Below are 24481 nucleotides of genomic sequence, written 5' to 3' on the forward strand. Positions count from 1 at the left end.
TCTTCTTGGCCCTGTGCATTTGACTAGAACTCACCCACGCAGCCCTGTACCATTCTCAATATGAAACATTTTGAGACGCTTTCAAATCTCCGTGCTTATGAAGTTCATAACTTTCAAATTGAGACTTTGCAGATTCGCAGTGAAGTTCTTAAGAACAATCCACTGAATGATTCCGCAGTCCGCTTCAATCCTTTGTTATTACCAAAAAACAACGGACCTTGGCCAGTTGTCTTGGTGCTGGGGGGCTTCAGCGGCAATGCGCCTTTTTATTTCAATCCCAAGTTCAATGAACAAAACACAATTCAAGTGATTGATCAGGCCTGCACCCGTGGCGAAGCACCTGAGGCTCTGTATGTTTTCGTGGATGCACTCACCACCTGGGGTGGCTCGCAATTTTTGAACTCGTCAGCCGTGGGGAACTATGAAGACTACATCATGACGGAACTTGTTCCGGCACTTTCACACTACTCTGTTTCAAAAAATCCTGCCGACTGGTGTGTGATGGGAGGCTCCAGTGGCGGCTATGGTGCACTTCATTTATCAAGTAAGTATCCTGATGTGTTTGGTTTGTGCGCCGCTATCGCTCCGGATTCATTTTTTGATGCGAGCATCATCAATGATCTTTATCAGGCCCTGCCCGTGTGGGAAAAATACGGACAATCGGGATTGCGAGTTCTGGAAGAACTTCGCAGCGGCAAGCTTACCAAGTTTCGCAATTGGCATTCATTACTGAACGCCTTTGGGATGTCAGCGTGTTATTCACCGAAAGGCTCCTCAGGTGACTTTCATTATCCGCTGGATCCGCGCACAGGAAATAAAAATATTGAAATTTGGCAGCAGTGGCTTGAAAAAGATCCTGTTCACTTTTTGTCAAAACGTCTGACCGAGGTTCGTAAACTTGATGGCCTCTATCTGGATGTTGGCACAAAGGACAACTTCCATTTGCAGTATGGGGCTCGCCAGATTTCTAATTTACTGAAAGAAAACAGCGTGCCTCATGATTATGTCGAATTTGATGGAAATCACTTCGACATCGGGGATCGCCGACCGGAAGTCTGGAAATGGTTAACGACATTCTGGCGGAAATAAACGACTGAGGGATTTATGCACCACGACCGCATCGCCGAAAGATTTCGTAGTAAAATTACTTCCGCTGAAAACGCTGCGGAGTTAATCAAAGACGGAATGGTCGTGGGAGCCAGTGGATTCACAAAGGCTGGCGACCCCAAAGCCACCTTGAAAGCTTTTGCAGCAAAGGCGCAAAAGAATCCACTAAAAATCAATCTGATGACCGGTGCTTCCTTAGGCCATAATCTGGATGGATTGCTGGCTGAAGCCAACGCTATTTCCCGTCGCATGCCATTCCAAGCTGACTCCTTGTTGCGCAAAAAAATCAACAACGGCGAAGTCATGTTCACCGATCCACATTTGGGTGAAACAGCAGAGCTGTTGGCCTACGGTTTTTTACCGGCCGTGGATATCGCCGTCATTGAAGTCGCTGCCATTTATGATGACGGCACTGTGCTCCCGACAACTTCTGTCGGCAACAATCTAACCTATGCCCGTCATGCGAAGAAAATTATCCTGGAAGTGAATACCACCATTCCACTCGAGATCCGTGGCTTCCATGATATTTTTGCGACAGGTTTATCCCCCCAGCGCCAAATCATCCCGGTCACTGAAGCTAACACGCGCATTGGAACAGAAACTATGCCCATGGATCCGGATAAGATCGTCGCCGTAGTGGTGTCGGATCTTAAGGACAGCCCCATAGAGCTAAGCTCAGTGGATGATAAAACCCAGGCGATTTCCAACCACCTCATGGATTTCTTTGGCAACGAAGTCAAGAAAGGCCGCCTGACTTCTCAATTGCCACCTCTGCAAACAGGCATTGGAAATATCGCCAATGCCGTCTTCAGTGGATTTAAAAATGGCCCCTTCGAAAACTTGCAAATGTATTCAGAGGTTTTACAGGACAGCACATTTGAACTTTTGGATTCTGGGAAAATGAGCTTTGCCTCGGCTTGCTCTTTTGCCGTGACAGAGAAATGCTACGAAAACTTCTTTGCCAATCTGGATAAATACCGGGGCAAAGTTCTGCTACGACCTGAAAAAATCAGCAACTCGCCCGAGGTCATTCGTCGCCTGGGAGTGATTGCCATTAATACCGCTATCGAGTTTGATCTTTACGGCAACGTCAATAGCACCCACATTGGTGGCACTAAAATGATGAACGGCATTGGCGGCTCCGGGGATTTTGCTCGCAATTCTTACTTAAGTATTTTCGTGACTCAGTCGGCTTCCAAGAACAATTCAATCTCCCACGTGGTCCCGATGGTCACTCACGTGGATAGCAACGAGCATGATGTGGATATCTTGGTTACTGACCAGGGGTTGGCCGATTTACGTGGCCTAGCTCCCCGTGAACGCGCACTGCGAGTGATTGAAAACTGCGTTCATCGCGAATATCGCGATCAACTGAATGCCTACTACAAAGAGGCCCTCGCTCGCGGCGGGCACACTCCACACATTATTGAGCGAGCTTTTTCATGGCATCAGAACTTTAACGAGCGCGGGACGATGAAGCTTTAGTAAAGCTCGCAGAGCTCTTCGCGGACTTTATAAAACCGCTCTGGGAAGTCTGTGATAATGCCATCAGCGCCGGATTCGATGACGTGATGAATTTCACTTTCCAGGTTCGGAGTCCAAACGATGGCTTTGATGTTTTTCTTATGCAGATTGAAAATCAACTCCGGCGTTACCTGCCAGAAGCCAGGATTCGCCATCTTCGCCCCCAGATCCAGGGCGGCTTTTTCAGCGTTTCGTGCATCTCCAACCAGAGGGACAATTTCAATATCGGATACTTTAGACTTAAAAGACTTTAAAAAGTCGTGATTGAAGGACTGAACGAAATAGCGATCTTGATTCCATCCACTTTCGCGCAGCACCTGCAATATTAAATCAATATATTCGGACTCCGGTGGATAGTACTGCGCTTGATCCTTGAAGTATTTCACTTCGATATTTAAGCGCAGCGGTTTTCCCGAGCTTGCCTTGACGTGTTTAAATGCTTCAAGAACTTCACTTAACTTGGGAAATGGTTGCAGGTTTTTTTCGGTGTATTCTTTGATTCCACAGCGAATTTTACTGACGTCAGAGTAATTCAAATCAAAAAGCGCTGCCTTCTGTAAAGACTTGCCATCAACTCCGCAACGATCCGTGCCCACATTGGGAATCGCATCATGACCTACAATCACGACTTTGTCTTTGGTCACCTGAAGATCCAACTCGATGGCATCCACGCCCGCAGTCACGGCGGCCTTAAAGGACTGAAGTGTGTTATCCGGATAACCATTCATCCCGCGATGACCGTGAACTTCCATTTTTTTCGCAAACAAACATGCCGGAGTCGACAACCCCACGCTGGCCAGACCTCGCCCCTTTGCTGTTAACGTGCTTGAATAAGCTATTGAGATAAAAAATGCTGATAAAAGAATAATAGAAGGCAATCGCATCCTTTAAGGATGACGTGGCTTGCCCCTATTTTCCAATTATTTTGCTTAAAACAGGTCTATTCTACAAACTTAAGACCAAGAATGCCCGCAATGATCATCCCCAAAAAGAACAATTTCATCAGGGACAATGGTTCTTTGAATATCAAAGTACCCATAATCACTGCACCGACGGCACCAATTCCCGTCCACACTGTGTAGGATACGCCGACCGGCAGCACCCTCATGGATAACGATAAAAGATAAAAACTGATCCCCATCGTAACGAGCGTGAAGATCGACGGTACCAGTTTGGTAAATCCTTCGGAATACTTAAGGCCCGATGCCCAGATAAATTCCAAAATTCCTGCAACAATTAAAACAATCCAAGCCGTTGTAGTTGTCATAACTCAACTATCCCCTTCGCTTCTGCGTTTATTTTTTTGCAAGTCGTTGCTGTGAAAACAGAGGGAGACTTTAAGATCCCGACACCAAGAAGAGATGTCCGATAAAAAAATCTTCTCACACATTGGAGCTTGAGAAAAGACTAAATTTGCTTGCGACAAAAAACACATAAGACGACACTATCCCGTATGAAACACACTCTACTTCTTCCCTACCGTGCGCCCCAAAACGTTACCATCCTCGCAAACCAGCGCTTTGAGGCCACCGTTGCCGACAGCGAACTGAGCGTGGACGAAATTGTTGCTCTGGCTCACGAAAAAAGAGCAGAAGGCATTGTTGTCGTTCCAAAACAGAAAATCACAAAAGATGTCATCAATAAGCTTCCTGACTCCGTCAAAGTGATTGCAACCTGCAGTGTGGGCTTTGATCATCTGGATATACCTGCCGCAAAAGCTCGTGGAATTTTTCTGACTAACACTCCCGATGTCTTAACAGAATGCACAGCGGACATCGCAATGCTTTTATTATTGAATGCCTGCCGCCGGGGCCGCGAATATATGGAAATCATGGATTCCGGCTGGCGAAAAGCCTACAGCCAATCCGAAATGCTGGGACTGAAAGTCAGTGGTAAAACCTTGGGTATTTACGGCATGGGACGTATTGGTCAGGCCGTGGCCGATCGTGCGCGGGGTTTTGGAATGAAGATTGCTTACTGCAATCGCCGTCGACTGCCGCCGGAACAGGAAAAAGGCGCCACTTATTTTGCTAATCTTCACGACATGCTTCCGCACTGTCAGATTCTGTCCTTGAATGCTCCGGGCACTGCTGACACCAAACACATTATCAATGACGAAACATTGGCTTTGCTACCAAACAACGCGGTCTTCATTAACGTCGCCCGCGGAAGTCTGGTCGACGAGGCCGCGCTGATTCGTGCTTTGAAATCAGGAAAATTATTTGCCGCAGGATTGGATGTGTTCGAAAACGAACCCGCCTACAACTTGGAGCTTAAAGAATTCCACAACGTGTTTTTGACTCCCCACATGGGCAGCGCCACCCAGGAAACCCGCGATGCCATGGGGTATCGCGCCCTGGAAAACGTCGAACAAGCCCTGCGCGGCGAACGCCCGCAAGACGCCCTGTGGTAATTAATTCGATATCCATCGAAATATACCCATTGACACCCTCGGTCTGTTTCGATATTAATCGAAACAGAAAAGGAGTTCCTATGTTCAATAAGGACGTTTTTAAAAACAACATTCAAAAAATTCAAACCGAAATGAAGACTTCATTTCGTGGTGAAATCGATTCAAAGATTGAATCACGAGTTATTGATGAGCTATCCAAAATTTTCCTGACCGTTGCTGATAATTTCGCAACATTGGCAGAAAAAGGTTTCCCTAGTCAGCCAGCACTTGCGATCTACCCGCAAGAACAGCGTGCATTTTACGCCCTTCAGGACTTGATTGAGCGCATGGAACTGGATTTTACGCAAAAGTTCGTTATGAATGTAAAACACGACTTGGAAAAGGAAATCGAAATAGGAAAGATTCAGATTTCATTCCTCGATAGCGTGCGCAGAAACCTTAATGGCAGCAAAGTTCAATAAATGAAAAGTCTGATTTTACTAAAAGCACTTGCCGATGAGTCCCGCATCAATATATTTCGCCTTTTGTTGGAGCGAGACGCCTATATTGAAGTTATCTCTGAACGCTTAAAACTCGCCCCCTCCACAGTTTCTTTTCACCTGAAGAAACTGGTGGAGGCGGGACTGGTGTCCTCCAAGAAAGATCAGTATTACACAATTTATTCAGCCGTTTCTAATTTTGCGGAAATGACTCTAAAGGATTTGGTGTTAGAAGCCGGAGTTAAGCTTAAAGAACAAGACAAAGTCGAAGAACAATACAAAGACAAGGTGCTTAAATCCTTCTTCAAATACGGCAAACTGACTAAAATCCCTTCGCAAAAAATGAAGCGTGAATGGGTATTGGATCGAGTGGCCGAAAGTTTGGCTCCAAATAGAGGATATACTCTTATCGAACTGAAAGAACTACTGACAGAGATTTACCCGGACCCAGGAATTCTGGTAACCGAAATGACAACTGCGGGCCTGATAGAAGTTCAGAACCACAAATACAAACGCACCTAACGACGCACTGGAAAACCGAACGGTTCTGCACAGCAGTACAAAAAGGGAACTGTTACCCCGGGACATTTTTCACGGTTGGCTAGGCGGCACCCACTGTTTTTCGTCTGCAAATGAATAGGTTTGATATGGGGCTGGAACGATCCTCGCAATGCTCTTTTCGGTTCATTTTAATCGGAGAGTCCCATGATGAGTAAATCCATGATTTGCGGCCTGTTCGCAGCCATTCTAACAATGACCGGCATCAGCGCCTCCGGCCTCTCCACCCATACTCCCCACTCCGGCCACCTGTGCGCAGGATTGGTACCGGAAAACAATCTGCAAATTCCCGCGAATATGTTCGCCGCAGGCGGCATCACCAAGAACCAATTCAATCAGGTGATTGAGCGCGTGAAATCCATCTACGAACCAGAAATTAGATCCATGGGTGGATCTCTTACCATCAACGGTTACTGGGATGACAGCACGGTGAACGCGAACGCCGTAAAGTTTGGAAACGATCGCGTGATCAATATTTACGGAGGATTGGCTCGCTTTTACTCCGTCGATGTTGAGGGCTTGGCATTGGCCGTGTGCCACGAGCTGGGTCACCATTTGGGTGGCGGCCCCAAGTATTCCGAACCCAACGACTGGGGCGGTCTTGAAGGAACAGCAGACTATTTTGCGACGTTGAAATGCCTTCGCCGTTATTTTGCGAGCGAAGACAATGAAAGAGCCCTTGCTGGCAAGAAAATCGATCCCACAGCGAAAGCCGCTTGCGAGGCCCAATACCCCAATGCCCGCGAGAAGTTCATTTGCTTGAGAGCCTCCCTTGCCAGCGAGCAACTGGCGGAAATGTATCAGATGATCACACAATCTGGTGCGAAGCCAAAATTCAACACACCTGAAACCTACCAGGTCACGGAACTGTACGAAGAATATCCGACACCACAATGTCGAATGGATACTTACCTGCAAGGCATGCTTTGCCGCGAGAACGAGTACACTCGCATGAGTGACACGGATTTCAAGCAGGGTTCCTGCTACGCCCCACGCGATAAAGTCGGCGCCCGCCCCGGCTGCTGGTTCGTCGCGAACTAAATTGTATTTGTTTTATAGTATCAAGCTGACACCTCATCCGGTGGCACAGCATCTGCAATGCCCCATCTCGCCACTGGGGCAATTAATGCCCCAAATGTCACTGGGGAGGGGCATTAATCATGAAAACACCACTACTGTTCGCATTCAGCGTACTTACGCTTTTTATCTGCCAAAATTCAAACGCAATGGCAAAGCGTCCATATATAGACTCAGAGATTTTGCACGAAGCCGAAGTTCAACAATCATTTCAACTTACCGCAAAAGACGGATCCAAAGTCAGCTATCAAAAACATCAGAACATCCTGGCACCGACGGTTTCATTTTCTCTGGATAAGAAAAAAGGAAATTTCCTGATCTTCAAAGATCGCAATAAAGAAATGGCTTTCAAAATTCTGGGCTCCGTCGAGAACATTAAAGAGATCACTGATCTTAACAAACTGCAAATCCTGCAAAATTCTTCAGGCCAGGGTTTAGCCATCAAGTTCAGAACAATCTCCAGAGATCACTCGATGGGGGAAGATAAAGAATACACCGAAAGCTGCAGCATCGAAAAAACCGCACGTCGCTGCCGTGACGAGTACGACCACGACAGAGAAACGAAAAAGAGATACTACCGTGGTGAGGCTTGTGAAACTATCACGATTTCTGAACCCGGGATTCGTGATGTCAGAAAAACTGAATTCACCACTGTCACAAATGTCTTAGTGGAGTTTGTCGACAACAGCATGCGAACTGTATTATCGGCTCACATCACTGACTACAACGTGTGGGGTCCGGAAACCAAGGGCCTGTGCATGTCGCGATAATTGGAAATAAAAAAGGCTGCCTTTGGGGCAGCCTTTTTTTTAGTCTTCGTCGTCGACTTCGACTTCTTTAAGTTCGTCGAGTTCTTTTGAGTCCTGTTTAGACTTGTTCGGATGAGCTTTTTCGTATTCTTTGATTTTCAAAGGATCCGGAGCCAGCATCAGGAACATTTGCTTACCTTCCATTTTTGGTTGGGATTCAACCATGGCAAGGTCGTCAACGAATGCGATCGCTTTTTTGATCACATCCATACCAACTTCCTGATGGGCCAATTCACGACCCATGAAACGCAATGAAACTTTCACTTTGTCGCCTTCAAGAAGGAAACGACGAGCGTGATTCATCTTGGTTTCAAAGTCATGTTGGTCCGTACGAGGACGCATTTGCACTTCTTTGATAGTCACAACAGTCTGTTTTTTACGAGCAGCAGTTGCTTGTTTCTTTTTCTCGTACTTCCACTTGCCGTAATCCATGATTTTACAAGTAGGAGGAGTTGCTGTTGGAGCAATCTCAAGAAGATCCAGGCCACGATCTTCAGCAATACGTAACGCCTCAGGCACAGTCATAACACCCAACATGTTACCTTCATCGTCGATAACACGAATTTGTTGGGCACGAATCTCACGATTCACTCTCAAAGAGTCTTTAGAGTCCTTCTTGTTGCGATCAAAACGACCGCCACCGCCGCCTCCAAAATTTCCTGAAAACTTGCTAATGGTAAACCTCCGGGGTTTAGTTAAGTACCAGAGTCACTTAAGTGTGACGTCTAGTTTGTGCTGGCAGACTTCGCAAGAGAGCTCTGCAAGCTTCGGTTTTTAATATCTGTCGTAATCAAAGTCATTACCTGATCCACGGTCATACCCTTGTGTTCTGAACCGTCTCTCAAACGCAATGATACCGTTCTGGATTCCGCCTCTTTATCCCCCACGATAATCATGTAAGGAATTTTTTGAAGCTGAGCCTCACGGATTTTATAATTCAATTTCTCGTTACGGCGGTCAAACTCCACACGAACGCTGTGTCCTTTCAAAGAGTTTTGCAACTCCTCACAGAACGCATTCACACGGTCCGTAACATTCAGGATCGCCACCTGCACTGGCATCATCCATGGAGGCAAATGCCCCGCTGTATGCTCCAGATAAACGCCGATAAAGCGCTCCAAGGATCCCAGGATCGCACGGTGAAGCATCACCGGACGATGTTCCTTATTGTCCTCGCCAGTGTATTTCAAATCAAAGGCTTGCGGCAGATTTGGATCCACTTGTAGTGTACCCAATTGCCAAGGACGATTCAAAGCATCGACGAACATGATATCCAACTTAGGTCCGTAAAACGCACCATCACCTGGATTCAATTCAAATGGCAAATTCAGGGACTTCAAAGCTTCCGCCAAAGCACCCTCTGCCATATCCCAATATTCCTCTGTCCCCATACGGTTGTCCGGACGAGTGGAAAGGAAGATTTTGTAATTGCTCATACCCAGTTTGTCGTAAACACGGTTTAGCAAGTTCATGAACTTGGCGATCTCTTCCTGCAACTGATCCAAACGGCAGAAGATGTGGGCGTCGTCCTGGCAGAACGTACGCACACGAGTCAAACCGTGCATCGCGCCCGATTTCTCGTAGCGATGCAAACGACCGAAGTCCGCCATTTTGATTGGCAAATCACGGTAAGAGTATTTCTCAGAGTTATAAAGCAAACAGTGAGAAGGACAGTTCATTGGTTTGGAAGCGAAATCACGCTCGTCCACTTTCGTGAAGAACATGTTTTCTTTGTAGTTCTGATAGTGACCGGAAGTATGGAAAAGGTTCACGTCGAAAATTTGCGGCGTGATCACTTCCTGGTAACCCGTTTCGAAATACAATTCACGCAGGTAAGTTTGCAAAGAGTTGTAAACCGTCGCGCCCTTGCCTGTGAAGAACGGAGAACCTGGAGCCAGTTCATTGAAATAGAACATGCCCAATTCTTTACCCAACTTACGGTGGTCGCGTTTTTTCGCTTCCTCGATATTGTGCAGGTAAAGATCCAGATCTTTTTTATCGTTGAATGCTGTCGCGTACACGCGCTGAAGTTGTGCGTTTTTCTCGTCACCTCTCCAGTAAGCCCCCGCCACGCTCAAAAGCTTGAACGCTTTGATCTGACCTGTGGATTGAATGTGCGGACCACGGCAAAGGTCAAACCAGCTGGTACCATTGAAATAGATACCAACAACAGTTTCGCCCTTTTTCGCAAGGTCTTCGATCAATTCAACTTTGAAGCGCTCGTTCATTCCTTTGAATGTTTCGATGGCTTTTGCGATCGGCCAGTCTTCACGATGAATCGGAAGATCCTTGGACACGATCTCAGTCATTTTCTTTTCGATTTTTTCGAAATGCTCTTCGGTGAAAGCAAATGGTGAATCGAAGTCATAGTAGAAACCATTGTCGATCACCGGACCGATTGTCACTTTAACTTCAGGCCAGATATCCTGGATCGCTTGAGCCATGATATGCGCGCATGAGTGACGAACAACCTCAACTGATTCAGGGGATTTGGTGGTGACCAGCGCCACTTTCGTTTGATCTTTCAAAACAGTGCGAAGATCAGAAATTTCAGTTGATCCATTAAGTTTTGCACCAAGAGTTTCTTTGGCCAAGCGAGGGCCAATGGACTGCGCCACTTCCAGCGCTGTCGGTTCATGGTCAAAAACCTTCGTCGAGTTATCCGGCAGAATAATTGTAATTTGTGACATTATGATTGCGTGCTCGTGAACGAGCTATTTTTTAGAGAGATAAATGATGATTCAAGTGCGATTTTTTGCATCACATTATTAGTAATCCCCGGTGCCGGAAGGGTCAAGTGTTCTCGCCCCCGACAGCGCCCAAAAGACACCTGGCGCTATGTGTTATTTCGCATGCAAACCGCTACAAGTAACTCACAAACCGCCACTTTGTCTAAAATTTCTGGCCTTTGCGACTCCATAAGCCCGAAAAACGATCATCATTAATTATATAACCCACAAGGAGGTTCTCTGTGAAAACCCTCTTAACCAGCATAGGAATTGCCTTTACCGCATCCATGGCGATCGGGGCGACAACGACATCCAACCCTTCCAACCCCGGCAACCAGACCACTGTGACAGCACCAACCAGTTCAAAAGTTCCAAATTCAACGGCCACTCAGGAAACGGGCCCCAATACATCCCGCGTACCATTTCCATCCAACAGACCGGCAATTACCGATCCCACAACAACGAATCGGCTGCCTTCTGAAAGTGAACGTGCTCAGCAATCACTTCCAGAAAACGTCAACACACCCACAACTCCACCAGAGAGATATTAAAGCAACACTTAAAGTGTGCTTCGTATGTATCCATCTTAAAAAGCCTGGTTGACGGAGACATAAGTGGCCCAATCGTCTCCGTAGGCCACGTCCACCCTGAAATCCACGGGATTTTGACGAGCCATCCGAAAACGAATCCCCGTCCCTCCGGCCCACAGCAAATTAGTTAAAGTTAATTCTGAAGCTTTCCCAACAACATCCCCGAATCCCCCAAAGACAACAAATCCCCAACGGTCCGTAAAACGCTGTCGGTACTCTGTTTGAGCAGCCCATAAAATATTGTCGCGATATTGACCCGCTTTATAGCCCCGCATATCTCGACCACGACCAAACACCGCCATTTTATAAAAAGGCACATCCCCGACGTTGGCTTCTGTCGCCACACGAACAGCCAAAGCACTTTCGGTGAACATTCCAAAGTACTGACTGTAGTTCAGACGATAGCGTTGAAAGGTGTGACCACCCCCCAGATTCTTGTCATAAAACTGCCCTTGGAAATTCGAGAAAATCCCTTGAGTCGGATAAAAGGTATTGTTGCGACTGTCATACTGACCTTTGAATCCGGGCAACCAGCTATCATCATCTAACTTAATGTCGGGGGTCACACCCGAAGGCAACGGATCCGCATCAAAGGATGTTTCCATTTTACTGTAGCCGACCGTGAGTCCCAGATAGAACCCCTCGGTCAAGCGAGGCATCCACTGAGCATTTACAAAGGTCACATTCTGATGCATTAAAACGGACTGATCCCGTTCTGCAGCTGCCTCACCGACACCGTAAAAATCTGAATTGATCCTTACGTAGCCGCCAAAAATATTCAACCGCCAACGATCTTCGTTCATCCGGCCCAGATAGCCCGCCATCGCGCCATAGCTTTCCTTCTGAGTTCCAAATATCGCAGCAAACCCCGTTGAAGGTTTCACTCCGGGAGTTGTCGAAAAGATATTCTGCGCCATCAAGGCCAATCCCCACCCTTGGGCAGGGTTGTAATTGGGAATGGGAGCCACCACGAGCTCATTCTTGGTTTTTTGCGGTTTGTATTCCAAGGGCGCTCTTTGCGATGGATCCGGCGCCGGGGGATTGTGCTCATCAAAATCATCAACATCCGACCCGTAATCCCCGGAATCTGTATCTTTTTCCTGACCAAAGGACGCACCGGCCACCAAAAAGAAAGTCAAAAATAGTGCAATGAATTTTACCGACACAGCTCTGTCACTCTTCGCATATCGCTGATGTCATCACATTCAAATCTTCCGAGCTGGGAACAAATCCTGTTGATACAACTCGCATCCGGAACGTCGTAGCACATGCGGGCTATGTTAAAGAGCTCACGCTTTTCATCACAATCGAAGCGATCCAACTGATTGCAAACAGCAGTCACACACTCCCCGTTTACACCGTCACACTGACAGGCAATGTCTTTGATTTTGCTGTCGCTATTACAATTCAAGTTTGGCATTTGATCACAAACCGCACGCACACAGCGGGCCGTCTCTGGTTCACGAGGATTGCAGTATGGGGGCTGGGGCTTTGAGGGAGGCTGTGGTTTTGGAGAATGCGGAGGAGGAGGTGGAGCCGGTTCCGGCTGAGGCTCCCCTTGACCAGGATCATCCGGCAGAGGCAACGGCAACGAGAAGGTACTCCGGGTTAACTGTTCATAGAGTTGCAACTTCTGATAATTAGGGCGAATGGGACGACTGTCGGCATCCGAGGCTTTTGCCTGCATACCAAAAACCACCAAAAACAAACTCAATAACTTTGGAAACGAACTGATTGAATTCATCCTGTACCTCTGTTGAATAATTTCAACAGAGGTCTAGAACGCAGGGCAACCTAGCTCCTTTCCTATTGGAAAAAAGCAAGGATCTGTCGCCAGGCAATGGGACTATTTATCGTCCTCTGCGACGGGAGCCGCCGTCTTTACAGCAGGAGCCTCTGCTTGTGGAACATTTGAATTTTTAAACAACTCAGCCAGAATTCTGGGACTTCCTGCTGCATCGAAATCATAGACTTTGCCACCATCGTAACCGCGCAGATGGTTGCATTCGTAACTAAGGGCATAGTCATAGACTTTACCACCCTTAAGCACGCGGATCCCATAACGGGGATTAAAACACCCTGGCAACGCCAAACCCTCTTTGTAGGATTCGGCTGCATCTTTGAACTCCAAAGCGGCTTCGTTCACATCCTCAGGTTTCAATTTGATTTCACCCAGAATTTTAAAACCATGAAAATCAGTGGCGCCACTGCCCTTTTGAGCGGGATCCAATGAATACACAGTTGCCGACTCCGGCTCCTGCAGGTTGTTAAGAAAAGTCATCTCAGCTTTGACCGCTTTGATTTCTTTCGTCGCCTCCAAAGAGTCATACTTAAAATCACAAGCAGCAACAACCGCCACAACAATCAAAGTGCAAATAAAATATCTCATCAAAAACTCCCACACCCGCCCCCAAAAGGCAGATGTAAAATTCTACAATGTATGAAACGACAAAAGCCACCGCGTGGGTGGCTTTTGTTAAGAGTCCAGCGTTATGCTTACTCCGGCTAAACCAGATTAGTAAGCAACGTGGTGATTCAAAGCCTCGTGCATACGAGGGTCTTTGATTGGCACCAGATTGTGCTTCGCCCAGAAACCCATCACACAGTGAAGGAACAAGCCCGCAAAACCAGCAAAGATACCGATTTCCCAGAACCCGAACACAACGTGACCGTGATTAAAGTTTGGATAAACCATCCAGTAGATATCCACGTATTGCATTACCAATACAAGAGTGGAAATCAACAATACGTTCGTGTCATTTCTTTTTGCATCACGAGGAAGCAAAGCCAGGAAAGGAACCACGAAACGGAAGATCAAAAGACCCACAGAGATTGGCATCCAACCATCCAAAGATCTCATGATGTAGTACTCAGTTTCCTCTGGGATATTCGCATACCACATAAGCATGAACTGAGAGAACGCAATGTAGGCCCAGAAGATTGAGAAGCCTTTTAGGTACTTCACAACGTCGTGTTGGTGCTCAACTGTCACATAGCCTTTTACAAGGCCAGAACGTCTCATGAACACGATCACGATAGCCAGGAAGGCCATACCCGCCTGGAACATACCAGAGAAGCAGTAGATACCGAAGATCGTCGAGTACCAAGTTGGCAACAAAGACATCAACAAATCCACAGAGAAGAATGAGAATGCCAAAGCAAAGAAACAAATGAAACCAACAGCCGGACTTACGTTTTTGTGAGTCAGGTTTTCGTCACCAGTTTGATCTTGCTTGATGGAATTTCCAACCATGACCCATTTGAAAATCATGCAACCAACAACGAAGATCAACAAACGAATCACGAAGAAAGTCGGATTCAAGTAAGCTGTTTTCGCAGCGATCACAGGGCTTTCAGCGATCACTTTAGGATCTGCCCAAATGAACAGGTTTTTGAAACCGAACAACATGATCAAACCGAACACCAGGATGTACGGAATGAAGGATGTCGTTGCTTCAGCGAAACGACGAATTGAAACCGACCAACCTGCTTTCGCAGTGTTGTTAAGCGCAATCCAGAAAAGTCCGCTCAAACCCATGCAAGAAAAGAAAAAGAAAGCTACCAAGTAAGAAGTCCACAAACGGTCCTGGTTTTTAAGCAAGCCCACTGCGAAAGTGATCAAGCCGATCGCCATCAACACAAAGCTCAAAGTTTTAAGCTTTTGTGGTGCTTCAAATTTACCCAAATGTAGATCTACGTGTTTATGTTCACCCATACGTAATCCTATTTACCATCACGCTTCTCAAGGAAGCGAATGTAGTTAACAACCTGCCAACGATATTGTTGTGGAATGTGAGAAGCATACGGACCCATCACACCTTGCCCCATCGTGATCACGTGGTACAAGTGAGCATCCGGCCAGCCTTTTACTTTATCACTCAACATTGGAGGTGGCTTCAAAGCCATTTTTGATGAAACAACAGACTTCGCAGCCTCGCCGCCTTCACCTTTATAACCGTGGCAAACTGCACAGTTAGTTTCGTAGTATTTTTGACCTACCAACAAAGTCTCTTCATCCATTTTGCCAGCCAATGGATTTCTCAGGTTCTTAATAGCCCCTTCCAAATCAGTAGCGTAACGGTATGGTTCGAAACCTTGAGGCACAGTTCTCTCAGGAGGAACACGCATGCCAGAATGATGAGGAGCACCTTCGTCATAGGACTGAGCCTTAACTGCAGGAGTCACCATCATGTCTTGGATGATTTCAACGTTTGGTTTGTTGCCGCGAGGACCACAGCTTGTCAGCGCAATTGCCGACAAACCTGCTGCTACAACTAGAGTCATATTAACAAGACTTTTCATTTCTAGTACTCCGTCTTCTTCACTTCAACGGCGCCCAGCTCTTTGAACATGTTCGTAAGCTTGGCTTCGTCATAGATAGAGTCATTGTGTGGAACAAAAATCGCAAATTTATGGCAGCTTAGATCCGGATCAATGATCGGTGGATCAATGCGTGGCATTTTGCATGCATAGAACAAAGCACCTACAGAAGAAAGAGCTGCGAAAAGAATCGTCAACTCGAACATGATAGGTACGAATGCTGGAAGAGAGAAAAACGGTTTACCACCGATATTCACAGCCCAGTTTACTGCGGAAGTCCAATAAGTCAGACCCAAACCAGCAGCCAAACCCACGCAACCAGCAACGAAAGTCACATAAGGAATCCAAGAACGTTTGATACCGCAAGCTTCTTCCATACCATGTACGGGATATGAAGAAATAGCTTCAAACTTGTTGGAACCAGATTCACGCATCTTGCGTGCAGCCTTTAGGATTTTTGCTTCATCCAAAAAGATGCCAGCAATACCTTTAGTATATTGAGCAGCCATTAGTGGTGCCCTCCTTCAGTGTCATAACCAACGTGTAGAACAGGCTTAACTTCCGCGATAGAAACCGCTGGGAACAAGCGCAAGTACAACAAGAACAATGTCAGGAACATACCGAACGAACCAACCAGAACGCCCGTATCCCACCATGACCATTGGTACATACCCCAGTTCGCCGGCAAGAAGTCGCGGTGAAGAGAAGTAACCGTGATCACGAAACGCTCGAACCACATACCGATGTTAACGAAGATGGAAACCACGAACATCACAGGGATAGAACGACGGAAACGTTTGAACCAGAACACTTGCGGAGACAATACGTTACACGAAACCATGATCCAGTATGACCAAGCATAAGGACCGAAAGCACGATTCACGAATGCGAAGCGCTCATACGGATTGCCAGAGTACCATGCAATGAAGAACTCAGACGCGTACGCGTAACCAACCAGCATACCAGTCGTCATGATGATTTTATTCATCACTTCCATATGGTCCAGAGTTACGTAGTTTTTGAATTCAGGGAAACCGATACGTACCAAAGTCATCAACGTCACAACCATCGCGAAACCGGAGAAGATCGCACCGGCAACGAAGTATGGAGGGAAGATCGTTGTATGCCAGCCTGGCAAGTTGGAAACCGCGAAGTCGAAGGATACGATCGTATGTACGGAAAGAACCAGCGGAGTCGAAAGACCCGCAAGCAACAAGTACAACATTTCGTAGTGTGACCAGTTTTTCGCAGTTCCTCTCCAACCCAAAGAAAGCGCGCCGTAAATTGTTTTACGCAATTTATTTTTCGCACGGTCTTTGATTGTCGCAAAGTCAGGAACCAAACCGATGTACCAGAATACCATGGAAACCGTCGCGTATGTGGATACGGCGAAAACGTCCCATAGAAGCGGAGAACGGAAGTTCACCCACAATGGACCACGTTGATTCGGATACGGGAACAACCAGTAGTCCAACCAAGGACGACCTGTATGTAGCAATGGGAAAAGACCCGCAGTCATAACCGCGAATACCGTCATCGCCTCAGCAGTACGAGCTACTGATGTTCTCCATTTCTGACGGAACAGGAAAAGTACCGCAGAGATCAGTGTGCCGGCGTGACCGATACCGATCCAGAATACGAAAGTAACGATCATCGTACCCCAGAATACCGGATGAGTTACACCCAGCAAACCGATACCAATACCCACTACGCAGGCCAGGATTACGATGTAAAATAGAAGCAATGTTTTCGCGCCCAGGAACATCCCCACCCAACCTTTGGATGGGAATCTTTCCAATGGAGCACAGATGTCATCACTGACATCCTTCAATGTCTTATTGCCAAGGACTAATGGACTACGCTTCATCATGAGTGCTCACCTTGTTTTGCAGTACCGTGACCGTGATCATGGCCACCAGTTGATTCTTTATCATTGTTACGGATTTTGGAAAGATAGCGAACAGATGGTTTAGCATGCCATTCTTCTAGCAACGCGTAACCACGCTCTTTCTCTTCAGCTTTCCAGATTTTTGCAACTTGTGATTCTGGATCATTCAAGTCACCAAACACGATACCGCCCGTTGGGCAGGATGTTTGACAAGCCGTTTTGATATCGCCGTCTTTTACCTGGCGTTTTTCATTACGAGCTTGAGTTTTACCGTCTTGGATTCTTTGTACGCAGAACGTACATTTTTCCATCACCCCGCGCACACGAACACCCACAGATGGATTCAAAGCCATGTGCATTGGTTTTTCGATCAGCTTCGCATAGTTGAACCAGTTGAAACGACGTACTTTGTACGGGCAGTTATTCGCACAGTAACGAGTTCCCACGCAACGGTTGTAAACCATGTCATTCAGACCTTCATCTGAGTGAGCTGTCGCGATAACCGGACATACAGTCTCACAAGGAGCGTTGTCACAGTGTTGGCACATAACCGGTTGGAAGATCGCTTCTGCGTTTGCGATATCACCTTGGTAGTAACGGTCGATACGCAACCAGTGCATGATACGACCTTCAAGAACGTACTTCTTACCAACAACAGAGATGTTGTTTTCAGATTGGCACGCCACCACGCAAGCTGAACAGCCTGTGCAAGTGTGAAGATCTACAGCCATACCCCATTTGTGACCGGAGTATTGGTGACCAGACCAGATGTTCCAAGTGTTGTGTCTGTGGATGCCAGCGGATTTATCTTTATTGTAGTCCTTCAAAGACGCTTCAGCAGCGATTTGACGACCTTCCATAGAGAAGTTTCCGGAAGTACCCGCTAGATCATATTTTTTACCAAGCTTAGTGAATGTCGCTGATTGACCAGAGAAGATAACTTTCCCGGCTTTATCTACAGCGATGAACTCATTCATGTTTTTACCAACGCCGTTCGCCACTTTACCAGCGCGAGTGCGTCCGTAACCAACTGCTACAGCCATAACCTCGTCATGAAGACCTGGTTGGATGTAAGTTGGAAGATCAACAGACTTGTCACCCACTTTAAGAGTGATCATAGAACCGGTTTTCAAACCGTTCTTTTCAGCCATGCCGATAGAGATCATTACGTAGTTGTCCCAAGTCAGCTTCGTCACTGGATCTGGTAGCTCTTGCAACCAACCTACGTTGGCAAGAGAGCCATCCATTATCGCCACTTTAGGGTAAAGAACAAGTTCCATACCTTCTTGAGCTTTAGCTGGCTTGATGGATGTGAACGCGTCCACTTTGAATGAACGAGCGCCAGATCCACGAACCACGTCACCGACATAACCTTTTTGAAGAGCTTCCAACCAGAAATCTTCAAAGCCTGCGCCTTTACCGTATTTCGGGTGGATGTCTGATTTCCAGTAAACTCTCAAGTAGTCATAGAACGTTTCGTAGTCGCGAAGACGTGCTGGACCTTGTTTCGCCATGAACGCCCAAGTCATCAAAGACAACTGGAACGAACGAGTGTCGTACATAGGACGAATTGCAGGTTGGCAGATGGAGATAACACCTTTACCAACTTCCAAATCATTCCAGGATTCCAACGCATGGTTGTCTGGAGTGATGTAATCTGCGAACACACCTGTTTCGTCAACGCGGTCACCAGTGTAGACAACCATTTTAACTTTTTTAACAGCTTCTGCGAAACCCATTGCTGTTGGCAAAGAGTAACCAGGGTTCACTTTGTGCATGATCAAAGTTTGAACTTTGCCGTCTTTCATATCCTGGATCAACTGAGCCATGTCAGCGTAAGACGCTGTCAAAGCAGAGTTGCCGGATTTGGAATCAACAGTTTTACCGTCATTTTCCAAAACGGAGTTCAACATGTTCACTGCAACTTGAAGCTCAACTGCTTTGTCAGTCAAAGTCGTGATACCACCGGCAACAACCAGTGACTCACCTTTGTTCGCCCAAAGATCAGATGCAACTTTTGCAAACATCGCAGCGTCGATACCCAATTTTTTTGCAGTGTCTGCAAATGGCGCCAACGCAGACTTCACATTGCCGTTACCAGCGTATGAAGAAAGACCTTTAACCACGATGATCTCGTGAAGAAGGCCCATAACAACGTCAAGTTGTTGTGAAGGCTTGATTTTGAAACGGATATCAGAGTTTGCACCCGTCAATGAGTAGTTGGAATCGAAAGAAACCATACGGCTCATGTTTTTAATGTCTTTACGACCTTGAGTGAACTGATGAGTGTAAGCCGTTGGATTGATCCAAGTACCCAAGAAGTCCGCTTCAACAGATACGATCATCTTAGCTTTGTCGAACCAGTACTGAGGCACAACATCGTCACCGTAAGAAGCTTTTTGACCATCACGGATTTCTTCGTGAGCAAAAGCATCCCAAACCACAGTCTTAGCTTTGAAGCCTTGAGCGAAGTCTGAAACTACAGCGCGAGTTGAAGGAGAAGCGATGGGGCCGGAAAGGATGGCCACGCCACCTTTTGCCAATTGCTCAACAACTTTTTTATCCAGCTCTTCCCATTTCACGTCGATGATTTGAGAGTTGGATTTCTTTTCATTGAAAAGATTGCGCTTAGGACCTTGTAGTCTTTCAGGATCATAAAGGGACATCAAAGTCGCTTGAGAACGAGCGCTCAAACCACCTTGAGTGAATGGATGCGCAGGATTTGATTCAATGTGAATCGGACGACCTTCACGAGTTTTGATAAGCAAGCCCATCGCATCGTTACCGTCGAAGTATGCAGAAGAATAGTAATTCGCCTGACCTAGAGTCACCTCTTCAGGCATTTTGTTGTATGGAACGATCTTTTGCACTGGACGGCGTACGCAAGACGCAGTCGCCATAGCCAAAGAAGCACCCATCAACTTCAAGAACTCACGACGAGCCCAACCGTCCTCACTGTCGCTTTCACGAAGTGGAGAGGATTTAAACTCAGTCTCTGCTTTCTCTTGAAACTCAGGACCACCGATTTTTTCTTCGATCGTTTCCCAGAATTTCGTGTCACGCACGATTTTCGGGCGCAACGCTTTTTTTGCTTCTAATTCATTATCATGATGCATTTCAGACATAATACCTTCCGAAACCCTTAGTAGTGACAAGTTGAGCAGTTAATTGGAGCTTTGTTCTCTGGTTGGCGGTGACAGTTCACACACCAGCCCATGGAAAGGTCAGAGAATTGCTCCACACGTTTCATCGTTTCGATCGGACCGTGACATGTTTGACAGTTCACGCCCTTCGCGATGTGTGCGCTGTGATTAAAGTGTACGAAATCAGGAAGCATGTGAACGCGAACCCACTCAACCGAGCCGCCGCTGTCGTAAGCTTCACGAAGTTTTTGAATTTCCGGTTTGTCTGTCGCTACTTGCAAGTGACAGTTCATGCACGTTGATAGTGCTGGAATATTCGAGTGTTTACTTCTTTCCACTTGATTGTGGCAGTATTGACACTGAATCTTGTTCGTCCCCGCATGCAGCTGGTGATCAAACGCAATTGGCTGCTCTGGAGCATAGCCTTTGTTGTAACCCCAACCTGGTTGGAATTTACAACCCGTGAGAAGTGTTGAAAAAATCATGAGCGCGCTCAAACAAGCTAACACGCCCGCCGTCGTACTTCTAAATACCCGATGCATAATCATCCTTTTGCTAAACTCCTATCCTCTTGTTGTAATTGAGGATTGAGGCCAACAACGCTGTCCTATATTTATTTTGCCCTTATTTAATGACTTAAAAGTCCAGTTGTCCATATTCTTTTTGCAAGCATATTGAAAAAGCGAGAGGCTTTGGGCCTCTCGCTTAGTTTTTATGCAGATCAAATTTCCTACGAACTCTACTCTTCTTAGGAATTTTTTGCCGATTTCTTACTGCGGCCTTGGCGCAAAACCCACACGTACAGCGCAAATAACAAATGTGCAGCCACAAAAGCAGACACATATTCAACGCCGCCCGCGCCGAATCCGTAAGAATGAAGCCCCGCACCAAGAACGAAGTTCACACCGTACCAAGCCATGATAACTAAAGAGAAAGTGATAATCGCTGTCACTACCATGCCGAAATTTTTGATCATCCCCGCATATCTTGCGTGTAGAACTGCCAAATAACCAAGAAGCGCAATCAACGCCCAAGTTTCCTTTGGATCCCATCCCCAGAATCGGCCCCATGAATAGTCAGCCCAAATACCACCCAAGATAATTCCCGGCGCCAAAAATGCGACGCCGATTTGCATGGATCTGTAAATAGCTGTCACGACCGCGCGAATTTTCTCGTGGTTTTTTTCTTCGCCCTTAAGATAGTAAAACAGACCAAGGTCGCCCAATCCGAACGCCAAAAAGAATGCGGCGTAACTGATAGTGATAGTCATCACGTGAATCGTCAGCCAATAATTGCTGCGTAGCACTGGTTCAAGCGGTTGCAAAGTAGGATCCAAAACTGCTGGCGCGAAGTCAGCAATCACCAATCCAAAAGCAGCAACCAACGTTCCCGCAAATAAAACAATGCGGAACTTATAGATCAGCTCAAGGATCGCAGCGAAAAACACGGTTCCCCATGCTACCCACACCACCGTCTCATACATATTTGAAACAGGAGCTCTCTCCATAATATACATGCGAATCGCAAAACCATATGTATTCAGGATGAAACCAATCGCCAGGAACACCCAGGCCGCTTTCATCAAAGACTCTTTAGAAAGAGCCCACACCAAAAGAATGGCAATTGCCGCAAGGATATAGAACACATAAGCCCAGCGGAACGGATGGAAACTGTTGTAGTGAACTTCCGCGTGAATTCGTGCGCTGTGATCATAAAGCGCAGGATTCTCCGCACGCGCTGCTGTTTCAAACGCGATGATCGATTCATCAAGCTTCGTTGCCGCTGCATCGATGTCTGCCTGGTTTGCACCACTTGCCACACCACCGATATAACTCACAAACGCCGTCGTGATGCCCATAAATTTTTGTTGAAACGCCTCTGGCAAATCGGCCACAGCAATCCAGTTATCCCCCTCTTTCGGAGGAAGAACTTTCAACATACGTCCTGCTGCCACTTCTTGAAAAACGAAGTACTGATTTTCCAGACGTTGCAAGGCCTGGAAGTACGGATTCAATTTTTCTTTGGCATCACGCTTTGCCTGAAGCTCCTGACGAAGCAAAGCAAAACGATCGCTGCCGAACAGCTCCTGGCCATTAAAGTATCTTTGATCCTTTGGAAGCTTCATCGCCTCCAAAACCTGGTGATTGCGAACTTCAAAGATCTTTTTGTCAGCCCATGCTTGAGGCGACAACATCCACGTCAGGATAATTTCTGTGGCTTTACGTCCCTCGTAGGAACTTTTCCCGTAGACAATCTCCAACATTTCCTTGGCAAAACTGTCGTAAGGCTTCAGTCGCCCGCCATCCTGAACCGGCAAATACTTCAGTTGGTCCCCGGGTTTCGCATAAGCAACCACACCAGAAAGGGACACTAAAACCGCTGTCAAAAAGAGTAAAAACTTTTTCATCTAATTTTTCCCGCCGTCTTTTTTCTTAGCTATCTTGAAATCCAAATGTTTAAACCACATCAAAAGAACGATACCCAGACTTAAAATCAGGGAACCCAGATACTTCCACGATCTGCCCGGATCTGCATTCACCGAAAAGATGGACGCCACAGGATGACCATTCTCCTCCTGGAAAGAGGCCTGGTAAATCGTCAGTCCTTTGTATTTTAGGGGCTCATTCATGGAGATCTCAATCTCTCCCAAATCCGGAACTTCAACCACACTCTTGTAAGCCGCAGCTCGCATCGTGCCCTGATAACGATCCACCACAAATGACTTCAGTTGAATTGGAAAACCGATATCGATACGACGGTTGCCGTAAGTCAGAAGATAAACCGCATTATCTGTGAATAATTTCACCATATCGTTCAACAACACCCAATGAGGCTTGTCCTGGAAAATAATTTTCACAGCGGATGTTGTCATCGGTGTAGGACGATCCATATCCTGCAGTTCCCAATCTTCCAAAGCCGATGGCAGGTATCTTAGAACACGGAAATCCAAGGCCATCTTAAATCCTGGGTCAAAAACTTCACCCTCTTTGATGAATCCGGATTTGCCGACTTTTTCAGAATCTTTGTAAAAGACAGCGTAGCGCAAGCCGCCTTTTTCTTTCACAGGCTCCAGGTAAATTTCATTGCGCATTTGCCCCTTTGCAGGGATCGGCCCCAGATGAACCTGAGCCGGACCGAAATCATGCGTTTGCAAAGTGCCAGCTTTTTTCTGAACCAGCCACTCGATCACATTGACGTTGGGATTTTGCACCTGGAAACGCAAACCGGAGCCTGCTTTGCCACTTTCATCAGCGATGACTTTACGAGAAGGCAGAACGTACTTTTTATACTCGACGATTTTGATATCGCCGGCATACACCGGGATCACCGTCGGCTTTTTTTCCGTTGGAGGTTTGACGAAGAAGTCCACTTCCTGCTCAAGGGTTTTCGTGTAACGATCCCCATCGAAAGAGCTGTAAACCACCAGATCGGTTTCAGATGTCTGCACCAGATTGTTTTTTTGACTGATATCGATTCGCATCGAGCCATCCAAGCCATACTTCATGGTCAAAAGACCACCGAACAACAAAATGATAATTCCGATGTGAGCCAACACGAAAGCCACGTGACGTTTTTTCCATGGCAGACGATCCACCATCACCGCAATCAAGTTGATCACTAGCATGCCCATGACAGTGTACATATACCAAGTATCGTAAACGAGCTTTTTGGCAGCGTAAGCATCGTACTTGGCTTCGACAATAGTCCCCACAGCTGTGATGACGGCAATTGAAATGATAATGAAAACCGCGAGCTTCAAACTTGCCAGCGGTCTATTCAGGCGCTTAATAACGGACTTCAAAGAAACATTTACCATAGAGCGGATATCTTTAGATGAAACCCT

Annotated in this window: 23 protein-coding genes; 8 read left to right on the top strand and 15 right to left on the bottom strand. The window is 46.6% G+C overall.

Annotated elements, in window-relative coordinates:
• The first annotated feature begins 60 nt into the window (after positions 1-60).
• Together AAAA73_RS15950 and AAAA73_RS15955 are read left to right on the top strand one after the other, a co-directional pair.
• Entirely contained in the window at positions 61-1089 is a 1029-nt protein-coding gene (locus AAAA73_RS15950; protein ID WP_340599487.1) for an alpha/beta hydrolase, read from the top strand.
• A 15-nt stretch (positions 1090-1104) separates the two neighbouring features.
• Positions 1105-2592 (top strand): acetyl-CoA hydrolase/transferase family protein, encoded by a 1488-nt coding sequence (locus tag AAAA73_RS15955; protein WP_340599488.1) that lies wholly within the window; start codon positions 1105-1107, stop codon positions 2590-2592.
• Here the strand turns inward: AAAA73_RS15955 and AAAA73_RS15960 are convergent.
• Positions 2589-3515 (bottom strand): glycerophosphodiester phosphodiesterase family protein, encoded by a 927-nt coding sequence (locus AAAA73_RS15960; RefSeq protein WP_340599489.1) that lies wholly within the window; start codon positions 3513-3515, stop codon positions 2589-2591. The genes AAAA73_RS15955 and AAAA73_RS15960 overlap by 4 nt on opposite strands.
• A 56-nt stretch (positions 3516-3571) precedes the next feature.
• Positions 3572-3898, bottom strand: a complete 327-nt coding sequence (locus tag AAAA73_RS15965) for a DMT family transporter (protein ID WP_340599490.1) — start codon at positions 3896-3898, stop codon at positions 3572-3574.
• A gap of 186 nt (positions 3899-4084) precedes the next feature.
• Here AAAA73_RS15965 and AAAA73_RS15970 point away from each other — a divergent pair, with 186 nt between their 5' ends.
• The 5 genes from AAAA73_RS15970 to AAAA73_RS15990 all read left to right on the top strand — a co-directional run bounded on the left by AAAA73_RS15970 (position 4085) and on the right by AAAA73_RS15990 (position 7928).
• Complete coding sequence (locus AAAA73_RS15970; RefSeq protein WP_340599491.1) at positions 4085-5044, top strand: 2-hydroxyacid dehydrogenase; 960 nt, start codon at positions 4085-4087, stop codon at positions 5042-5044.
• Between the two features lie 80 nt (positions 5045-5124).
• The gene (locus tag AAAA73_RS15975; RefSeq protein ID WP_340599492.1) at positions 5125-5505 is read left to right on the top strand and encodes a hypothetical protein; all 381 of its coding nucleotides are present in this window, start codon (positions 5125-5127) and stop codon (positions 5503-5505) included.
• Positions 5506-6045: a metalloregulator ArsR/SmtB family transcription factor gene (locus tag AAAA73_RS15980; RefSeq protein ID WP_340599493.1), complete on the top strand. Its 540-nt coding sequence runs from the start codon at positions 5506-5508 to the stop codon at positions 6043-6045.
• Between the two features lie 183 nt (positions 6046-6228).
• Positions 6229-7122, top strand: a complete 894-nt coding sequence (locus AAAA73_RS15985) for a hypothetical protein (protein ID WP_340599494.1) — start codon at positions 6229-6231, stop codon at positions 7120-7122.
• A gap of 119 nt (positions 7123-7241) precedes the next feature.
• Positions 7242-7928, top strand: a complete 687-nt coding sequence (locus AAAA73_RS15990; protein WP_340599495.1) for a hypothetical protein — start codon at positions 7242-7244, stop codon at positions 7926-7928.
• Positions 7929-7967: 39 nt separating this feature from the next.
• Here AAAA73_RS15990 and infC read toward each other — a convergent pair whose 3' ends face one another.
• Positions 7968-8558: a translation initiation factor IF-3 gene (infC, locus tag AAAA73_RS15995; protein ID WP_340599496.1), complete on the bottom strand. Its 591-nt coding sequence runs from the start codon at positions 8556-8558 to the stop codon at positions 7968-7970.
• Between the two features lie 134 nt (positions 8559-8692).
• Entirely contained in the window at positions 8693-10657 is a 1965-nt protein-coding gene (gene thrS / locus AAAA73_RS16000) for a threonine--tRNA ligase (protein WP_340599497.1), read from the bottom strand.
• Positions 10658-10938: 281 nt separating this feature from the next.
• Here thrS and AAAA73_RS16005 point away from each other — a divergent pair, with 281 nt between their 5' ends.
• Positions 10939-11247 carry a hypothetical protein gene (locus AAAA73_RS16005; protein ID WP_340599498.1) on the top strand — a complete coding sequence of 103 codons (309 nt, stop codon included), beginning with the start codon at positions 10939-10941 and terminating at the stop codon, positions 11245-11247.
• Positions 11248-11282: 35 nt separating this feature from the next.
• Here AAAA73_RS16005 and AAAA73_RS16010 read toward each other — a convergent pair whose 3' ends face one another.
• From AAAA73_RS16010 to AAAA73_RS16060, 11 genes are all read right to left on the bottom strand, one after another.
• Positions 11283-12452 (bottom strand): BamA/TamA family outer membrane protein, encoded by a 1170-nt coding sequence (locus AAAA73_RS16010; RefSeq protein WP_340599499.1) that lies wholly within the window; start codon positions 12450-12452, stop codon positions 11283-11285.
• Positions 12443-13030 carry a hypothetical protein gene (locus AAAA73_RS16015; RefSeq protein WP_340599500.1) on the bottom strand — a complete coding sequence of 196 codons (588 nt, stop codon included), beginning with the start codon at positions 13028-13030 and terminating at the stop codon, positions 12443-12445. Before AAAA73_RS16015 ends, AAAA73_RS16010 begins: the two co-directional genes overlap by 10 nt.
• 102 nt (positions 13031-13132) lie before the next feature.
• On the bottom strand, positions 13133-13675 hold the full coding sequence (locus AAAA73_RS16020) for a hypothetical protein (protein WP_340599501.1): 543 nt from the start codon (positions 13673-13675) through the stop codon (positions 13133-13135).
• A 126-nt stretch (positions 13676-13801) separates the two neighbouring features.
• The gene (locus AAAA73_RS16025; protein ID WP_340599502.1) at positions 13802-15001 is read right to left on the bottom strand and encodes a molybdopterin oxidoreductase; all 1200 of its coding nucleotides are present in this window, start codon (positions 14999-15001) and stop codon (positions 13802-13804) included.
• A gap of 8 nt (positions 15002-15009) precedes the next feature.
• The gene (locus tag AAAA73_RS16030) at positions 15010-15588 is read right to left on the bottom strand and encodes a c-type cytochrome (protein WP_340599503.1); all 579 of its coding nucleotides are present in this window, start codon (positions 15586-15588) and stop codon (positions 15010-15012) included.
• Between the two features lie 2 nt (positions 15589-15590).
• The gene (locus AAAA73_RS16035; protein WP_340599504.1) at positions 15591-16115 is read right to left on the bottom strand and encodes a DUF3341 domain-containing protein; all 525 of its coding nucleotides are present in this window, start codon (positions 16113-16115) and stop codon (positions 15591-15593) included.
• Positions 16115-17476, bottom strand: coding sequence for an NrfD/PsrC family molybdoenzyme membrane anchor subunit (gene nrfD / locus AAAA73_RS16040; protein ID WP_340599505.1), 1362 nt, complete (start codon positions 17474-17476; stop codon positions 16115-16117). The genes AAAA73_RS16035 and nrfD overlap by 1 nt, the downstream gene beginning before the upstream one ends.
• Positions 17473-20619 (bottom strand): TAT-variant-translocated molybdopterin oxidoreductase, encoded by a 3147-nt coding sequence (locus AAAA73_RS16045; RefSeq protein ID WP_340599506.1) that lies wholly within the window; start codon positions 20617-20619, stop codon positions 17473-17475. The genes nrfD and AAAA73_RS16045 overlap by 4 nt, the downstream gene beginning before the upstream one ends.
• Before the next feature lie 17 nt (positions 20620-20636).
• A complete protein-coding gene (locus AAAA73_RS16050) occupies positions 20637-21122 on the bottom strand; it encodes a cytochrome c3 family protein (RefSeq protein WP_340599507.1) in 486 nt (161 codons plus the stop codon).
• Between the two features lie 263 nt (positions 21123-21385).
• Entirely contained in the window at positions 21386-23044 is a 1659-nt protein-coding gene (locus AAAA73_RS16055) for a cytochrome c biogenesis protein (RefSeq protein WP_340599508.1), read from the bottom strand.
• Positions 23045-24454, bottom strand: a complete 1410-nt coding sequence (locus tag AAAA73_RS16060) for a cytochrome c biogenesis protein ResB (RefSeq protein ID WP_340599509.1) — start codon at positions 24452-24454, stop codon at positions 23045-23047.
• Positions 24455-24481: the final 27 nt, after the last annotated feature.

The organism is Bdellovibrio sp. GT3, from assembly GCF_037996765.1.
Taxonomy (GTDB): Bacteria; Bdellovibrionota; Bdellovibrionia; order Bdellovibrionales; family Bdellovibrionaceae; genus Bdellovibrio.

Bases quoted from the DNA above. Each gene is read 5' to 3' on its own strand.
- AAAA73_RS15950 (WP_340599487.1), top strand. From the start codon at position 61: ATGAAACATTTTGAGACGCTTTCAAATCTCCGTGCTTATGAAGTTCAT.
- AAAA73_RS15955 (WP_340599488.1), top strand. From the start codon at position 1,105: ATGCACCACGACCGCATCGCCGAAAGATTTCGTAGTAAAATTACTTCC.
- AAAA73_RS15960 (WP_340599489.1), bottom strand. From the start codon at position 3,515: ATGCGATTGCCTTCTATTATTCTTTTATCAGCATTTTTTATCTCAATA.
- AAAA73_RS15965 (WP_340599490.1), bottom strand. From the start codon at position 3,898: ATGACAACTACAACGGCTTGGATTGTTTTAATTGTTGCAGGAATTTTG.
- AAAA73_RS15970 (WP_340599491.1), top strand. From the start codon at position 4,085: ATGAAACACACTCTACTTCTTCCCTACCGTGCGCCCCAAAACGTTACC.
- AAAA73_RS15975 (WP_340599492.1), top strand. From the start codon at position 5,125: ATGTTCAATAAGGACGTTTTTAAAAACAACATTCAAAAAATTCAAACC.
- AAAA73_RS15980 (WP_340599493.1), top strand. From the start codon at position 5,506: ATGAAAAGTCTGATTTTACTAAAAGCACTTGCCGATGAGTCCCGCATC.
- AAAA73_RS15985 (WP_340599494.1), top strand. From the start codon at position 6,229: ATGATGAGTAAATCCATGATTTGCGGCCTGTTCGCAGCCATTCTAACA.
- AAAA73_RS15990 (WP_340599495.1), top strand. From the start codon at position 7,242: ATGAAAACACCACTACTGTTCGCATTCAGCGTACTTACGCTTTTTATC.
- thrS (WP_340599497.1), bottom strand. From the start codon at position 10,657: ATGTCACAAATTACAATTATTCTGCCGGATAACTCGACGAAGGTTTTT.
- AAAA73_RS16015 (WP_340599500.1), bottom strand. From the start codon at position 13,030: ATGAATTCAATCAGTTCGTTTCCAAAGTTATTGAGTTTGTTTTTGGTG.
- AAAA73_RS16020 (WP_340599501.1), bottom strand. From the start codon at position 13,675: ATGAGATATTTTATTTGCACTTTGATTGTTGTGGCGGTTGTTGCTGCT.
- AAAA73_RS16025 (WP_340599502.1), bottom strand. From the start codon at position 15,001: ATGGGTGAACATAAACACGTAGATCTACATTTGGGTAAATTTGAAGCA.
- AAAA73_RS16030 (WP_340599503.1), bottom strand. From the start codon at position 15,588: ATGAAAAGTCTTGTTAATATGACTCTAGTTGTAGCAGCAGGTTTGTCG.
- AAAA73_RS16035 (WP_340599504.1), bottom strand. From the start codon at position 16,115: ATGGCTGCTCAATATACTAAAGGTATTGCTGGCATCTTTTTGGATGAA.
- nrfD (WP_340599505.1), bottom strand. From the start codon at position 17,476: ATGATGAAGCGTAGTCCATTAGTCCTTGGCAATAAGACATTGAAGGAT.
- AAAA73_RS16045 (WP_340599506.1), bottom strand. From the start codon at position 20,619: ATGTCTGAAATGCATCATGATAATGAATTAGAAGCAAAAAAAGCGTTG.
- AAAA73_RS16050 (WP_340599507.1), bottom strand. From the start codon at position 21,122: ATGATTTTTTCAACACTTCTCACGGGTTGTAAATTCCAACCAGGTTGG.
- AAAA73_RS16055 (WP_340599508.1), bottom strand. From the start codon at position 23,044: ATGAAAAAGTTTTTACTCTTTTTGACAGCGGTTTTAGTGTCCCTTTCT.
- AAAA73_RS16060 (WP_340599509.1), bottom strand. From the start codon at position 24,454: ATGGTAAATGTTTCTTTGAAGTCCGTTATTAAGCGCCTGAATAGACCG.